This window comes from Bradyrhizobium sp. AUGA SZCCT0177 (assembly GCF_018130125.1).
Taxonomy (GTDB): Bacteria; Pseudomonadota; Alphaproteobacteria; order Rhizobiales; family Xanthobacteraceae; genus Bradyrhizobium.
In genome coordinates this window covers 159,148-174,382 of the sequence record NZ_JAFCMA010000009.1, presented here as the reverse complement: position 1 = coordinate 174,382, position 15,235 = coordinate 159,148, and the positions used below count along the sequence as shown (strand labels likewise).

Genomic DNA, 15,235 nt, shown 5'->3' with positions numbered 1-15,235 from the left:
ATAGCCGATGCCGAGGTTTTCAAGCAAGCGGCGGGCGCATCACACCGCCCAGCAGATGTTCGATCTGGTCGCCGACGTCGAGCGCTATCCGGAATTCGTGCCGTTATGCCATTCGCTGAAAATCCGTCAGCGCACGGCGCAGCCTGACGGCACCGAGGTCGTGGTCGCCGACATGACGGTGTCGTTCAAGCTCATTCGGGAATCCTTCACCAGCCGGGTGACGCTGGACCGTCCCAATCTGAAGATCATGGTGGAGTATCTGAAGGGCCCGTTCAGCAATCTGGAAAACCGCTGGAGTTTCGAACCCAAATCCGAAACCGATTGCGATGTCGGCTTCTTCTTGTCCTACGAATTCAAGAGCCGGATGCTGGCGATGCTGATGGGCACGATGTTCGACACCGCGTTCCAGCGCTTTGCCGCGGCGTTCGAAAAGCGGGCGGATGTGGTTTATGGAAAGCGGGCGTGACATGACGGCATTGGAACGCGTTGGCTTCATCGGTCTCGGCGGAATGGGGCGCGGGCTGGTCAAGAACCTCCTCGCCAAGGGCGTCGCCGTCACGGCGTACGACCTGAACCCTGAGGCGGTTGCCATCGCCAAATCCCAGGGCGCGACGGCGGCGGGCGGTCTTGGCGACATCGGCGAATGCCGCATCATCATGATTTGCGTCAATGCCGCCGAGGACGTCGAGGCGCTGCTGACGGGGGCCGACGGGTTACTTGCCCACCCGGCGCCGGGGCTTGTGATCGTCGATCACACCACGGGCAGCCCGCAAATGGTCGATAAACTCGATCGGCTGGTGCGTGCAGCCGGCGGGCGCTATGCCGAGGCGCCGATGACGCGGACCCCGAAGCATGCGGACGCCGGCAAGGTCAACGTGCTCTACGGCGGTGAGGCCGATTTGCTCGGTGAGCTCAGGCCCTATTTCGAGCGCTATGCGGAGAACATCTTCCACATCGGACCGCTCGGCCACGCCATCCGCCTCAAGCTGATCCACAACTACATCGCCTTTGCCAACGTTGCGGCGTGGTGCGAGGGGTTTGCGCTGGCGGCGAAGGACGGCCTCGATCTCAAGCAACTGATCACCATCATCTCGGCCGCCGGCGGCAAGAGCGGCATGCTCGACCTCTATGGCCAGGCGACGCTCGACGGCGACTTTACCCCGCTGATGTCGCTGGCGAACGCCCGCAAGGACGTGCGCTATTACGCGCGCTGGCTGGAAGACGCCGGATTGCCGGGTTTCATGGCCGATGCCGTGCACCAGACCTACCGGCAGGCCGCCTTGCTCGGTCATGACGGCGAGTCCTGCACCGCCGTGATCAAGGCTTACGAGGCCGTCACCGGCGTCGAGGCCCGCGTCCGGCCGCAAGATCGAAATCAAGGCGGTTGAATGCTATACGATTCAGAGCGTTTTCAAGCGAAGCATGCCCTCGGACTTGATCCGAGGGTGGATACCGGTTCGCGTGAACAAAACGCGTCAAACAAAAAACTAGAACCCCGTTCCGATTTTATCGGAACGGAAAAGGCTCTGCGGAACGGAAGGACCAAGTGATGGACATCAAGGCACCCATGCGAACCGGCGGGCACATTCTGATCGATCAACTGGCCCTGCACGGCGCCGACACGGTGTTCGGCGTGCCCGGGGAAAGTTTTCTGGCCGCGCTGGACGGCATGTACCAGAACCAGCGGGTCCGCTTCGTCAATTCCCGGCATGAGGGCGGGGCGGCCATGATGGCGGACGCCTATGGCAAGCTCACCGGAAAGCCCGGCATCGCCTTTGCGACGCGCGGCCCCGGCGCCACCAACGCCTCCGCGGGCGTTCATGTCGCATTTCAGGATTCGACGCCGATGATCCTGCTGCTCGGCCAGGTCGGGCGGGACATGATGGAACGCGAAGCGTTCCAGGAAATCGACTACCGGCAGATGTTCGGGCCGATGACCAAATGGGTGGCGCAGATCGACGACGCGCGGCGGATTCCGGAATTCATCTCGCGGGCGTTTTATACGGCCACCTCCGGTCGGCCCGGACCGGTGGTGCTGGCGCTGCCCGAGGACATGCTGACCGACGAGGCTGACGTTCCGGATGCGCAGCCTTACAAGCCGCAAACCGTCGCGCCCGGCGCGGAAAGCCTGCAACAGTTCGAGGAGTTGCTGGCCGCGGCACGCAAGCCGTTGTTGATCGTGGGCGGCGGCGGATGGAGCGATAAAGCGCGCCGCGACCTCGAAACCTTCGCGACCGCGCATGAGGTGCCCGTCAGCGCTTCATTCCGGTGCCAGGATTATTTCGACAATCTGCACGCTGCGTACGCCGGCCATGTCGGCATCGGCATCTCCCCGAAATTCGCCGAACGGATTCGTGACAGCGATCTGATCATCGCGCTCGGCACCCGGCTCGGGGAAATCACGACATCGGGCTACAGCCTGTTCGACATTCCGCAGCCGAAACAGCCGCTGGTTCACATCTATCCGGATCCCGAGGAGATCGGCCGCGTCTATGCGCCGAAATTGGGCATCATTTCCGGGAGCGCGGCGTTCGCGGCCGCGATCAGCCGACTGAAACCGAAGCATCAGCCGCGCGGCGACGAACTCAAGGCGGCGCATGCCGATTATCTCGCCTTTGCCGAGCCGACCCGTTCGCCCGGCGATGTTCAGCTTTCGCGTATCGTGCGTGATCTCAGCGAGCGGCTGCCGGAGGATGCGATCATCTGCAACGGCGCCGGCAATTACGCCGTCTGGGTTCATCGCTTCTGGCGCTATCGGCAGTTCCGGACCGAACTCGCGCCGACATCCGGTTCAATGGGATACGGCTTGCCGGCGGCGGTTGCGGCCAAGCATCTGCATCCGAACCGGCCGGTGATCGCATTCGCCGGCGACGGCTGCTTCCAGATGACCGGCAACGAGTTTATGACCGCGGTCGAGAATCGGCTGCCCCTCATCGTGATCGTTTGCAACAACGGCATGTACGGAACCATCCGCATGCATCAGGAGCGGCATTATCCTGGCCGGGTTTCCGGCACCAATCTGGCGAACCCGGATTTCGCCGCACTCGCGCGTGCCTCTGGCGGCTTCGGCGCCCGGGTCGACCGTACCGAAGATTTTGCAAAGGCCTTCGACGAGGCGGTGGCTTCGCGCTTGCCGGCGATCATCGAACTCACGATCAGCCCGGAGGCGCTGACGCCGGCGGCTTCGCTCAGCGAAACCCGCGCCAAGGCTTTGGCCGCGGCGAAGTGATGAGGCGGTTCGCTAGGATCTCGGCGGCCGTCGTCGCTTGACGGCGCTGCCCCGGGTCGAACGCGCGACACGCGGGCGGAGCCGGCTGACGGCCTCGCGGCGCGGTTTGACGGATGCCTGCGGTCCGCGCGCCAGTTCCATCAGCATGCGCAGCGCCTCGACCACCGAGCGCTGGCGCACGGTGGTACGGCCGATGGCGCCGAAACGGCATTCGCGGTGCAGGATGCGGCCGTCGCGCGAGGCGACCGCGAAATGCACGAGCCCAACCGGCTTGCCGGGTGTGGCGCCACCGGGACCGGCAATGCCGGTGATGGAGACGGCGAGGTCAACGCCGGCCTTCTCCAGGGCGCCGACCGCCATCGCGGTGGCGGTTTCCTTGCTGACCGCGCCGAAGGTCGCCAGCGTCGTTACCTTGACGCCGAGCATCGCGCGCTTGGCATCGTTGGAATATGTGACAAAGCCGCGGTCAATGACGTCGGAGGAGCCGGGAATATCCGTGAGCGCGCCCGCGACCAGGCCGCCAGTGCAGGATTCCGCGGTCGCAATCGTCAGCTTGCGCATCCGGCACAGATCGAGCAGCGAGCGGGAGAGGGCGCGGGCGTCGCTGCCGCTCATGCTATTCGCTCCGACCTTGATCGTCCCAAGGCAGACGGATGGTGGCGCTCGCGGTCGCGGCGATGCCTTCCTCGCGGCCGGTAAAGCCAAGCCGTTCGCTGGTGGTCGCCTTGACAGCGACGCGAGAGATGTCGAGCCCGGTGATCTCGGCGATGCGCGCGCGCATGACATCGCGCAGCGGGCCGATCTTGGGTCGCTCGCAGATCAAGGTGACCTCGAGATTGGCGATGCGGCCGCCGCGGGCGGTGACGCGATCGACCGCATATTTGAGGAACTTGTCGGAAGCGGCGCCTTTCCACTGCGGATCGCTGGGCGGGAAGTGCGAACCGATATCTCCGTCCGCCAGCGCGCCGAGGATGGCATCGACCATGGCGTGCAGGCCGACGTCGCCGTCGGAATGGGCGAGAAAGCCGCGGGTGTGCGGCACGCGGACGCCGCAGATCATCAGATGATCGCCGTCGCCGAAGGCGTGCACGTCGTAACCGGTGCCGGTCCTGATGTCGCCGAGCATGGCGCCGAGGCGGGCTTCCTCGCGGACGAAATCTTCAGGGGTCGTGAGCTTCATGTTCGCAGGATCGCCTTCAAAGGTCGCCACCGTCAATCCCGCCCATTCGGCGAGCGCGGCATCATCGGTGAAATCGCTGCGGCCCTCGCGCGCGGCGCGGCGATGCGCTTCGAGGATCACGTCGAAACGAAACGCCTGCGGCGTCTGGGCGATGCGCAGCCGCGCGCGGTCCGGCGTGGCTTCCACATCGCCGGCCTCACCGACCTGTTTGATCGTATCGGTGACGGCGATCGCCGGCACGGCGGCGCCGGTGCGGCCGGCGGCGTCGATCGCGCGCGAAATCACCGCCGGTGTCACGAATGGCCGCGCCGCGTCATGGATCAGAACGATGTCGGGCTTCTCGCTGGCCAGCGCCTCGAGCCCGGCATGCACCGACGCCTGGCGCGTCGCGCCGCCGTTGGTGGGGGGGTGATGGCGCAAACCGGCGACGGCCTCATTGAAGACCGCTGCGTCGTCGGGATTCACAACCGGTTGCACGGCGAAGACGTCGGGGTGGCGGCAGAACGCTTCCATCGCGCGGAAGATCACGGTCTGCCCGCCGATCGTACGGTATTGTTTGGGCCCTCCCGCGCCGGCGCGAAGTCCGCGCCCGGCTGCGACGAGGATGGCTGCTGTACGCTCGGGTTTCGACATTTGACTCAATTACGGACGGATCGGGTTGAGGAGAGGGGATCGGGCCCCTGCGGCGCACAGCCCTTACCATGCCGAATGCGTAAAAACAGAGCGTTTCCCAATAGCTGTGGGAAAAGCAGTTTTTGTTGCAGTGCACTTGCACAAATGATAGAACTGTCTAAAGTGTAGGCATGAAGCTTGACTGCACAAGATTTGTGCTCACAATATGCGCCGACAGTAGCAATGCCGCTGCTGCCAGACCAATGAGAACACCGTGACCGGCCTGGACGACCCACGCCCTAAGACGTTGAAGATAGGCGATATTTCGGTCGCCAACCGGGTTCTCCTGGCGCCGATGTCCGGCGTTACCGACGCCCCCTTTCGACGCCTTGCCGCCGCCCTTGGGGCGGGACTCGTCGTGTCAGAGATGACCGCCAGCGACGATCTCGTGCATGGCCGACCGATGTCGGTGTTGCGCTGCGAGGCGACCGGGATCGGCCCGCACGTGGTTCAGCTTGCAGGCTGTCAAACCCACTGGATGGCGGAAGGGGCCAGGATTGCCGAGGCGGCCGGCGCCGACATCATCGATATCAATATGGGTTGCCCGGCGCGTCACGTGACCGGCGGCCAGTCCGGCTCGGCGCTGATGCGCGATCTCGACCATGCGCTCAAACTGATCGAGGCGACGATCGCTGCCGTCAAGGTTCCGGTGACGCTGAAGATGCGGCTCGGCTGGGACCACGGCTCGCTCAACGCCCCCGAACTCGCGCGCCGCGCGGAAGGTGCCGGCGTGCAGATGATCACGGTGCACGGCCGCACGCGCTGCCAGTTCTACAAGGGCGAGGCGGACTGGAGCGCGGTGCGCGCGGTCAAGGACGCGGTCTCGGTTCCGCTCGTCGTCAATGGCGACATCACGTCGTTCGAGAAGGCGGTGAGCGCGCTCGAAATGTCTGACGCCGATGCCGTGATGATCGGCCGCGGCGCGCAGGGACAGCCCTGGCTGCCCGGCCAGATCGGACGCCAGCTGCAAACCGGAACGCCCGAAGCCGCGCCCTCGCTGGCCGAACAGCTCGCCCACATCCGCGCGCTCTATGACGAAGTCTGCCGTCTCTACGGTTTGCGTATCGGCCTCAAGCACGCGCGCAAGCATCTCGGCTGGGCGCTCGAGATCGCTGCCGAATGCAGCCGCGCGCCGGCGGAGAAACTCAAGAGCTGGCGGCAAAAGATACTGACGTCGGAGGATCCGCACCGGGTACATCGATCGCTCGAGGACGCCTACGACGATTTTGCATGGAGTGCTGCAGCATGAATTCGGCCGCAGAACAACGCCGGCGACTGCCGTCCGAAAGCGATGCGATCCTCAATGCGCTGCCGAATCCGGTGCTGCTGATCGCGCCCGACGGGCGCATCGTCGACGCCAACATCGCCGCGGAATCCTTTTTCGAGATTTCGACCCAGTTCCTGCAACGACAGTCGCTGAAGGAACTGGTGCCATTCGGAAGTCCGCTGCTGGCGCTGATCGATCAGGTGCGATCGAGCGGCTCGCCGGTCAACGAATACAAGGTCGATCTCGGTACGCCCAGGATCGGCGGCGACCGCCAGGTCGATCTTCACGTCGCGCCGCTGACGGAGCGGCCGGGCCACATCGTCGTGATGCTGCAGGAGCGCACGATCGCGGACAAGATGGACCGGCAATTGACGCATCGGAGCGCGGCGCGTTCGGTGATCGCGCTGGCGGCGATGCTGGCGCATGAAATCAAGAACCCGTTGTCCGGCATTCGCGGAGCGGCACAATTGCTCGAGCAGGCGGCCTCATCCGAGGACCGTATGCTGACGCGGCTGATCTGCGACGAGGCCGACCGCATCGTCACGCTGGTCGACCGTATGGAAGTGTTCGGCGACGACCGGCCGGTGGCGCGCGGTCCGGTCAACATTCATTCCGTGCTCGACCACGTCAAACGGCTGGCGCAATCGGGCTTTGCCCGCAACGTCCGCTTCGTCGAGGAATACGATCCGTCGCTGCCGCCGGTGCTGGCCAATCAGGACCAGCTCATTCAGGTCTTCCTCAATCTGGTGAAGAACGCCGCCGAAGCGGTCGCCGATCTCGGCAGCGACGCCGAAATCCAGCTCACCACCGCGTTCCGCCCGGGGGTCCGCCTGTCGGTACCGGGCAAGAAGTCGCGGGTATCGCTGCCGCTTGAATTCTGCGTCAAGGACAACGGCTCCGGCGTGCCGGAAGACCTGTTGCCGAACCTGTTCGATCCGTTCGTGACCACCAAGCAAACCGGCAGCGGGCTCGGTCTCGCGCTCGTCGCAAAAATCGTCGGCGATCACGGCGGTATCATCGAATGCGAATCCCAGCCGCGGAAGACGACGTTCCGCGTGCTGCTGCCGATGTTCAGCTCCACCAAACAATTCGACCAAAGCAATCGCGATGACGTTTCGGGTACGCCATCGCCTGCCTCACAGGCCGCAAGATGAGGAATAATGATGCCCGCAGGTAGTATACTTGTCGCTGATGACGACACCGCCATCCGCACAGTTCTAAACCAGGCTCTCTCGCGCGCCGGATACGAGGTGCGCCTGACCGGAAACGCGGCGACGCTGTGGCGATGGGTGAGCCAGGGCGAGGGCGACCTCGTCATCACCGACGTCGTGATGCCCGACGAGAATGCGTTCGACCTGCTGCCGCGGATCAAGAAGATGCGGCCGAACCTTCCCGTCATCGTCATGAGCGCGCAGAACACCTTCATGACGGCGATCCGGGCCTCGGAGCGTGGCGCCTATGAATATCTGCCGAAGCCGTTCGACCTGAAGGAGCTGATCACGATCGTCGGGCGCGCCTTGGCGGAGCCGAAGGAGCGCGTGGCGAGTTCTGCCGACGAAGGCGAATTCGACTCTATCCCGCTGGTCGGCCGCTCGCCGGCAATGCAGGAAATCTACCGCGTGCTGGCGCGTCTGATGCAGACCGACCTCACGGTGATGATCTCCGGTGAATCCGGCACCGGCAAGGAGTTGGTCGCTCGCGCGCTGCATGACTACGGCAAGCGGCGCAACGGCCCCTTCGTGGCGGTCAACATGGCGGCAATCCCGCGCGATCTGATCGAGTCCGAACTGTTCGGCCATGAACGCGGCGCGTTCACCGGCGCCAATACGCGGGCTTCCGGCCGGTTCGAACAGGCCGAGGGCGGTACGCTGTTTCTCGACGAAATCGGCGACATGCCGATGGAAGCGCAAACCAGGTTGCTGCGGGTACTGCAGCAGGGCGAATACACCACGGTGGGCGGGCGCACCCCGATCAAGACCGACGTGCGGATCGTGGCGGCGAGCAACAAGGACCTGCGCATCCTGATTCAGCAGGGCCTGTTCCGGGAAGACCTGTTCTTCCGTCTCAACGTGGTGCCGCTGCGGCTGCCGCCGCTGCGCGAGCGCATCGAGGATCTGCCCGACCTGATCCGGCATTTCTTTTCGCTCGCCGAGAAAGACGGGCTGCCGCCCAAGAAGCTGGATACGCTGGCGCTGGAGCGGCTCAAGCAGCACCGCTGGCCTGGCAACGTGCGCGAGCTTGAAAATCTCGCACGCCGGCTCGCAGCGCTCTATCCGCAGGACGTCATCACGGGCTCAGTGATCGACGGCGAGTTGGCGCCGCCGGCCGTGGCGTCGGGGGGCAATGTGCCGCTCGGTGTCGAGAATCTCGGCGGCGCGGTCGAGGCCTACCTGTCGTCGCACTTCTCGGGCTTCCCGAACGGCGTCCCGCCGCCGGGCCTCTACCATCGCATCCTCAAGGAAATCGAGGTGCCGCTGCTCACGGCGGCGCTCGCGGCGACACGGGGCAACCAAATCCGCGCCGCCGATTTGCTCGGCCTCAACCGCAATACGCTGCGGAAGAAGATCAGGGATCTGGATATTCAGGTCTACCGCAGCGGGGGCTAGCCGGTTAGATCTCGTCGAAATCCTGGTATCGAACGCTTTCGCGGCGGGGTGCGCCGCGGAATTGTCGCAATTTGGCAACATTGTGATATGAATGCATCAGTCCGCGGCAGGCGGACACAAAGCCTTTCAGCTCACCGATTGCCGGAATGACCACCGCAGAGACCTCGGCGCCTACGTTTGACCCGTCGCTTGCCCAATCCACAGGAGGAATCCTGCGGAAATGGGTGGCGCCGTTTGCCGTCGGGATCGCGCTGCTGTCGGCGTTCCTGACCTTTGTCGTGCTCAGCGGCCTGACGCCGATCGAACCTTCGCGCAACGTCGTCTACTCCTTCCTGTTGATCAATGCCGCGACCATCCTGCTGCTGGTTGCCATCATCATCCGCGAAGTCTGGCTGGTGGTGCAGGCGCGGCGCCGTGGCAAGGCGGCGGCAAGGCTGCACGTCCAGATCGTGGGTCTTTTCTCGGTGATTGCCGTGCTGCCGGCGGTGCTGGTGGCGATCGTGGCCAACATCACCATCGATCGCGGCCTCGACCGGCTATTCTCGGGCCCGACGCGGGAGGTGATCCAGAATTCGCTGATCATCGCGCGGGCCTACACGTACGAGCACGCGCAGCTCATCAATGGCGACATCCTGGGCATGGCCAATGATATCGCCAACGCGTGGCCGTTGTTCGTCCAGGACCGGCGTACGTTTCTGGAATTGCTGACGGCGAGTGCCTCCAAGCGCAACTTGCCGGGCACGATGCTGCTCGACAAGGAAGGCAACGTCGTGGTGTCTGCGCAAACCGGCATCAGGCAAGCCTTTGCGACGCCGCCAAAGGAATTGCTCGACAATGTCGGCGAGGACAAACCCGAGATTTCGGTTTTCCCGGAGGAGAATTACGTCGCAGCGGTGGTCCGCCTGCGGGCCTTCGACGATACCTTTCTCTACGTCGCGCGCCTGCTCGATGCACGGGTGGTTGGCCAGTTGCGGCAGACCCAGGCCAGCGTCGCCGAATATGCCCAGATCGAAGCACGCCGGCTCGGCATTCAGGTCGCTTTCGCGCTGATGTTCGCAGTGATCGCGCTTACGATCCTGATGGCGTCAGTGCTGATCGGGTTGAACTTTGCCAACTGGCTGGTGGCGCCGATCCGTAATTTGATGAGCGCCGCCAACATCGTCTCCACCGGCGATCTGCATGTCCAGGTACCCGTCCATAAATCGGAAGGCGATCTGGCCCAATTGGGCGAGACCTTCAACAAGATGACCCAGGAACTGCGCACCCAGCGCGACGAACTGGTCAGCGCCAGCGACCTGATCGACAGCCGCCGCCGTTTCATCGAAGCGGTGCTGTCCTCGGCCAGCGCGGGCATCATCGGCGTCGATGCCTCCGGCAGCGTCGGTATCCTGAACCGTTCGGCGGAAAAACTCATCGGTCACGTGGAATCAGAAACGCTCGATCATCCGCTGTCGGACGTGCTGCCCGAACTCGACGACATGATGAAAACCGCGCGCGAGGGTACGCAGAAGCTGGTGCAGGGCCAGATCACCATCACCCGCGACGGCCATGAGAGTAATCTGTCGGTCCGCGTCAGCGCCGAACAGACCGGGCAATCGCGCGACAGTTACATCATCACGCTCGATGACATCACGGATCTGGTCTCCGCGCAGCGCACCTCGGCCTGGGGCGACGTGGCGCGCCGCATCGCCCACGAAATCAAGAATCCGCTGACGCCGATCCAGCTTTCGGCCGAACGTATCCGCCGCAAGTTCGGCAAGGTCATTATCGAGGACAAGGGTATCTTCGAGCAGTGCACCGACACCATCGTGCGGCAGGTCGACGATATCAGGCGGATGGTCGACGAGTTCTCCCGCTTTGCGCGGATGCCGAAGCCGGTAATGGAAGGCGAGGACGTCGCCGATACCGTACGGCAGGCGGTATTCCTGATGAAGGTCGGGCATCCCGACCTCGATATCGAGACCGAAATCAAGCAAGACCCGATCCGGGCGCAGTTCGACCGCCGGCTGATTTCGCAGGCTTTGACCAACATCATCAAGAACGCGACCGAAGCAATCGAGCAGGTTCCGCCGGACGAGCTTGGCAAGGGTCGTATCGATGTCGTCGCCGCGCAAGAGAACGACGACATCGTGATCGACGTGATAGACAACGGTATCGGCCTGCCGAAGACCGCGCGTTCGCGCCTGCTAGAGCCTTACGTGACGACGCGGCAGAAGGGCACCGGCCTTGGGCTCGCGATCGTCGGGCGGGTGCTGGAAGACCATGGCGGCCGCATCGAGCTCAAGGATGCCTCTGACTTCCGGCCGGGGCAGCGCGGGGCCTGGATGCGGCTCCGCTTTGCCGTCTCCGGCCAGGCGCCGAAGGCCGAATCGAAAGAACCGGCTGCGGCCGTAAAAGAGCAGGGCGACGAAACAAAAGCGCCGGCTTCCGAAACCAATGAGGCGGCAAACGCGACTAATGATGAACCAAAAATCAAAGCCGCAACAGGCAACTGACAAGACAGGTGTAACCCATGGCCAGTGACATTCTGATTGTCGACGACGAAGCAGATATCCGGGACCTTGTTGCGGGCATTCTGGACGATGAGGGTTTCAGCACCCGGACCGCGCGTGACAGCGATTCGGCGCTTGCCGAGATCGCCAACCGCCGCCCCCATCTGGTGTTTCTCGACATCTGGCTGCAGGGCTCCAAGCTCGACGGCCTGCAATTGCTCGAGCAAATCAAGAAGGATCACGCCGACGTGCCGGTGGTGATGATCTCCGGCCACGGCAACATCGAGACCGCGGTCGCCGCCATCAAGCGCGGCGCCTATGACTTCATCGAAAAGCCCTTCAAATCGGACCGCCTGATCCTGGTGGCGACGCGGGCGCTGGAAACCTCGCGCCTCAAGCGCGAGGTAAAAGAACTCAAGCAACTGGCTCCGGCTGCTAGCGTTCTGACCGGGCGCTCGGCCTGCATGAACCAGCTGCGCCAGACCGTCGACCGGGCCGCCAAGGCCAACAGCCGCATCCTGATCGTCGGCCCTCCTGGTTCAGGCAAGGAGCTGGCGGCGCGGACACTGCATCACGCCTCGAGCCGCGCCGAAGGGCCGTTCGTCGTCATCAACGCAGCGGCGATCACGCCGGAGCGGATGGAAGTCGAAATGTTCGGGGTCGAGCAGACCAATGGCGAACAGGCGCGCAAGGCCGGCGCGCTCGAAGAGGCTCATGGCGGCACGCTGTTCATCGACGAAATCGCCGACATGCCGCGCGAAACCCAGAACAAGATCCTGCGCGTGCTGGTCGATCAGACCTTCCAGCGTTCGGGCGGCACCGCCAAGGTCCATGTCGACGTCCGCATCGTCTCCTCGACCGCGCGCAATCTGGAAGAGGAGATCGCCGAAGGGCGATTCCGCGAGGACCTTTATCACCGGCTATCGGTGGTGCCGATCCGGGTGCCCCCGCTGTCGGAACGCCGCGAAGATATTCCCGAACTGATCGACTACTTCATGGATCAGATTTCGATCGCGACCGGCTTGCCGAAACGCCAAATTGGCCAGGATGCGATGGCGGTACTGCAGTCGCATGTGTGGCCCGGCAACGTCCGCCAGCTCCGCAACAACGTCGAGCGGGTGATGATTCTGGCCGGCGGCGGGCCGGAAGCGATCGTCACTGCCGACATGCTGCCGCAGGACGTCGGCTCGATGGTGCCGGCCATGCCGACCAGCAACAATGGCGAGCACATCATGGGCTTGCCGCTGCGCGAAGCGCGCGAAGTGTTCGAGCGCGATTATCTGATTGCCCAGATCAGCCGGTTCTCGGGCAACATCTCTCGCACAGCGGAATTCGTCGGCATGGAGCGCTCGGCCCTGCATCGCAAGCTCAAAGCGCTCGGGGTTGGTTGAAGTTTATGCCGATCGGCATCCGGCCGGCGGCCGCGCCGATCCATGCACTTGCTTGAGAATATTCGTCTCTTTCCGGAGTTTTACGGAGAATGGTCACTGGGTTCCGCGGGGGTGACGCGCGAACTGGCTTGCCTAAAAAGCGCGCCTGCCTTCTAATCATTCCGCCGAGCCGACCAGAGGGGGATCTCAGGGGAAGCCGGCGACCGGGGCAGGCTCCGTGAGAGAGCAACAACCGGTTAAATAAAAAGAAGCACAAGACGGCGGGACAAAAACAATGGCGGCAGACCGCGCACAAAACCTACAAGACACCTTCCTAAATCACGTTCGCAAAACCAAAACGCCACTAACGATCTTTCTGGTCAACGGAGTAAAGCTGCAGGGGATTGTCACCTGGTTCGACAATTTCTGCCTGCTGCTTCGGCGCGACGGTCACTCGCAGCTTGTATACAAGCACGCGATCTCGACCATCATGCCGGGCGCTCCGATCCAGTTGTTCGAAGGCGGTGAGGATGCTCCGGCTTGAGAGTGACCTGATTGGAACCCCTCAATCGTGAAGGGGGCGCCGACCGTCCGCGGTCGGCGGGGGGCAGACAGACCGGGCGGGTGATCGTCATCGGTCCTTATTTGCGTATGCGCCGCGGCGACGCCGATGCGCAGGCGAACGAGGCTGTGCGCGATTCCGAGGCGCGGCTGGAGGAGGCCGCAGGTCTGGCGCGCGCCATCGACCTGGCGGTCGCCGATTCCCTGATCGCTCCGATCAGCCAGATCAGGCCCGCGACCTATCTCGGCAAGGGCAAGGTCGAGGAGATCCTCGGCCTCATCAAAGGCCATGACATCGAACTCGTGGTGATGGACTGCGCGTTGTCGCCGATCCAGCAGCGCAATCTCGAGAAGGCCTGGGACACCAAGGTGCTCGACCGTACCGGATTGATTCTGGAAATCTTCGGCCGTCGCGCCAAGACCAAGGAAGGCTCGCTGCAGGTCGAGCTTGCGCATTTGAATTATCAGCGCAGCCGGCTGGTGCGATCATGGACCCATCTGGAGCGCCAGCGCGGCGGCTTCGGATTCATGGGCGGCCCCGGCGAGACCCAGATCGAGGCCGACCGCCGCCTGATCGGCGACCGCATCACGCGCCTTGAGAACGAAATCAAGAAGGTGCAGGCGACGCGACGGCTGCATCGTGCCGGCCGGCAGCGGGTGCCGTATCGCGTCGTCGCACTGGTCGGCTACACCAACGCCGGCAAATCGACGCTGTTCAACCGCCTGACGCGTGCCGACGTGCAGGCCGCCGACATGCTCTTTGCTACGTTGGATCCTACATTGCGCGCGCTGACTCTGCCGCATGGCGGCAAGGCGATGCTGTCGGACACCGTGGGATTCATCTCCAATTTGCCGACGCAACTGGTCGCGGCGTTTCGCGCCACGCTGGAAGAGGTGCTCGAAGCGGATATCATCCTGCACGTTCGCGACATCTCGCATGAGGACGCGGAGGCGCAGGAGCGCGACGTCGACGCCGTGCTGCGCCAACTGGGGATCGATCCGGAAGCTGGCGTGCGCATCCTCGAAGTCTGGAACAAGATCGATCGCTTCGATCCCGAAGAGCGCGACAATCTGCGCAACATCGCCGCGCGCCGACCGCCGGAGCGGCCGTGCTTTCTGGTTTCCGCCGAGACCGGCGAGGGGATCGAAGCTCTGCTAACCGCGATCGAGGATCGGCTCGCCGCCTTCCGCATGACGCTCGATCTTTCGATCGACGCCTCCGATGGCGCCGGCATCAGCTGGCTGCATCGTAACGCCGAAGTGCTCACCAAGGAGCTTCACGGCGAGCGGTTCGACATGACGGTGCGGGTAGACGAGACCAAGCGCGATATCGTGGTGTCTCGGTTCGGGGCCGTGCCCCACGCGGCCTAGGCCGCGAGGGCAACAAGCGACAGGGCGAACGCTGCCAGGCAGATCAGCACACGCGCCCGATGCCAGCCGGCCCAGCGCGCCAGTACGGCCGACAAATCCTCAGGCGACACCGCGTGCCGTGCAAAAGCATCGTTCGCCGACCTGAAATAAACCAAATAGATCGCGACCAGACTCCACGCCAGAACGGCTGCGGTGATCGCCGCGGTGGTGCGCGGCCCAACCCCCTCGGATTGCAGCACGATCTGTATCGCAGCCAGCACAGCGGCCATTGGCGCAGCCGTTGTCAGCGGCGCAAAGAAGCGGTACAGGCGCGGCCCATAGCTTGGATGTAGCTCGTAGAACGTGTCCGCAGACAGCGTGCGCCAGTAAGGCAGCAGCAGCCGGTCTTCGGCCAGCAATGCACCAGCGAGAAGGCCAAGGCTGGCGGCCGCCACGAAAGGAAGCAGTTGGCTCACCAAACCGGTCAAAGGCATGGCCCCTCAATTGA

Annotated in this window: 13 protein-coding genes; 10 read left to right on the top strand and 3 right to left on the bottom strand. The window is 63.8% G+C overall.

Annotated features, from left to right (window positions below; all coding sequences use genetic code 11):
• Window positions 1–7 precede the first annotated feature (7 nt).
• The 3 genes from JQ597_RS13125 (at window position 8) to JQ597_RS13115 (ending at window position 3,229) form a co-directional block, all read left to right on the top strand.
• Window positions 8–466 carry a type II toxin-antitoxin system RatA family toxin gene (locus JQ597_RS13125; RefSeq protein WP_212264677.1) on the top strand — a complete coding sequence of 153 codons (459 nt, stop codon included), beginning with the start codon at window positions 8–10 and terminating at the stop codon, window positions 464–466.
• A gap of 1 nt (window position 467) precedes the next feature.
• Complete coding sequence (locus tag JQ597_RS13120) at window positions 468–1,388, top strand: NAD(P)-dependent oxidoreductase (RefSeq protein WP_212264675.1); 921 nt, start codon at window positions 468–470, stop codon at window positions 1,386–1,388.
• A gap of 161 nt (window positions 1,389–1,549) precedes the next feature.
• Window positions 1,550–3,229, top strand: a complete 1,680-nt coding sequence (locus JQ597_RS13115; RefSeq protein ID WP_212264673.1) for a thiamine pyrophosphate-binding protein — start codon at window positions 1,550–1,552, stop codon at window positions 3,227–3,229.
• 12 nt (window positions 3,230–3,241) lie between these two features.
• On the opposite strand, the gene JQ597_RS13110 is transcribed toward JQ597_RS13115, so the two are convergent.
• Together JQ597_RS13110 and JQ597_RS13105 are read right to left on the bottom strand one after the other, a co-directional pair.
• Window positions 3,242–3,844 (bottom strand): CinA family protein, encoded by a 603-nt coding sequence (locus JQ597_RS13110; protein WP_212264672.1) that lies wholly within the window; start codon window positions 3,842–3,844, stop codon window positions 3,242–3,244.
• A gap of 1 nt (window position 3,845) precedes the next feature.
• On the bottom strand, window positions 3,846–5,042 hold the full coding sequence (locus JQ597_RS13105) for a bifunctional 2-C-methyl-D-erythritol 4-phosphate cytidylyltransferase/2-C-methyl-D-erythritol 2,4-cyclodiphosphate synthase (RefSeq protein WP_212264670.1): 1,197 nt from the start codon (window positions 5,040–5,042) through the stop codon (window positions 3,846–3,848).
• A 286-nt stretch (window positions 5,043–5,328) separates the two neighbouring features.
• On the opposite strand from JQ597_RS13105, the gene dusB reads away from it, so the two are divergent.
• The 7 genes from dusB to hflX all read left to right on the top strand — a co-directional run bounded on the left by dusB (window position 5,329) and on the right by hflX (window position 14,748).
• Window positions 5,329–6,330, top strand: a complete 1,002-nt coding sequence (dusB, locus tag JQ597_RS13100) for a tRNA dihydrouridine synthase DusB (protein WP_212264754.1) — start codon at window positions 5,329–5,331, stop codon at window positions 6,328–6,330.
• Complete coding sequence (locus JQ597_RS13095) at window positions 6,327–7,502, top strand: two-component system sensor histidine kinase NtrB (protein ID WP_212264669.1); 1,176 nt, start codon at window positions 6,327–6,329, stop codon at window positions 7,500–7,502. The genes dusB and JQ597_RS13095 overlap by 4 nt, the downstream gene beginning before the upstream one ends.
• A gap of 9 nt (window positions 7,503–7,511) precedes the next feature.
• Window positions 7,512–8,954, top strand: coding sequence for a nitrogen regulation protein NR(I) (gene ntrC, locus JQ597_RS13090; RefSeq protein WP_212264667.1), 1,443 nt, complete (start codon window positions 7,512–7,514; stop codon window positions 8,952–8,954).
• Window positions 8,955–9,100: 146 nt separating this feature from the next.
• Window positions 9,101–11,449: a sensor histidine kinase NtrY-like gene (locus JQ597_RS13085; protein ID WP_212264665.1), complete on the top strand. Its 2,349-nt coding sequence runs from the start codon at window positions 9,101–9,103 to the stop codon at window positions 11,447–11,449.
• 17 nt (window positions 11,450–11,466) lie between these two features.
• The gene (gene ntrX / locus JQ597_RS13080) at window positions 11,467–12,837 is read left to right on the top strand and encodes a nitrogen assimilation response regulator NtrX (RefSeq protein ID WP_212264664.1); all 1,371 of its coding nucleotides are present in this window, start codon (window positions 11,467–11,469) and stop codon (window positions 12,835–12,837) included.
• A gap of 274 nt (window positions 12,838–13,111) precedes the next feature.
• Window positions 13,112–13,360 carry an RNA chaperone Hfq gene (hfq, locus tag JQ597_RS13075; protein ID WP_006020546.1) on the top strand — a complete coding sequence of 83 codons (249 nt, stop codon included), beginning with the start codon at window positions 13,112–13,114 and terminating at the stop codon, window positions 13,358–13,360.
• Between the two features lie 11 nt (window positions 13,361–13,371).
• Window positions 13,372–14,748: a GTPase HflX gene (gene hflX, locus JQ597_RS13070; RefSeq protein ID WP_212264662.1), complete on the top strand. Its 1,377-nt coding sequence runs from the start codon at window positions 13,372–13,374 to the stop codon at window positions 14,746–14,748.
• Here hflX and JQ597_RS13065 read toward each other — a convergent pair.
• On the bottom strand, window positions 14,745–15,221 hold the full coding sequence (locus tag JQ597_RS13065) for a hypothetical protein (RefSeq protein WP_212264660.1): 477 nt from the start codon (window positions 15,219–15,221) through the stop codon (window positions 14,745–14,747). The genes hflX and JQ597_RS13065 overlap by 4 nt on opposite strands.
• Between the last annotated feature and the right edge of the window lie 14 nt (window positions 15,222–15,235).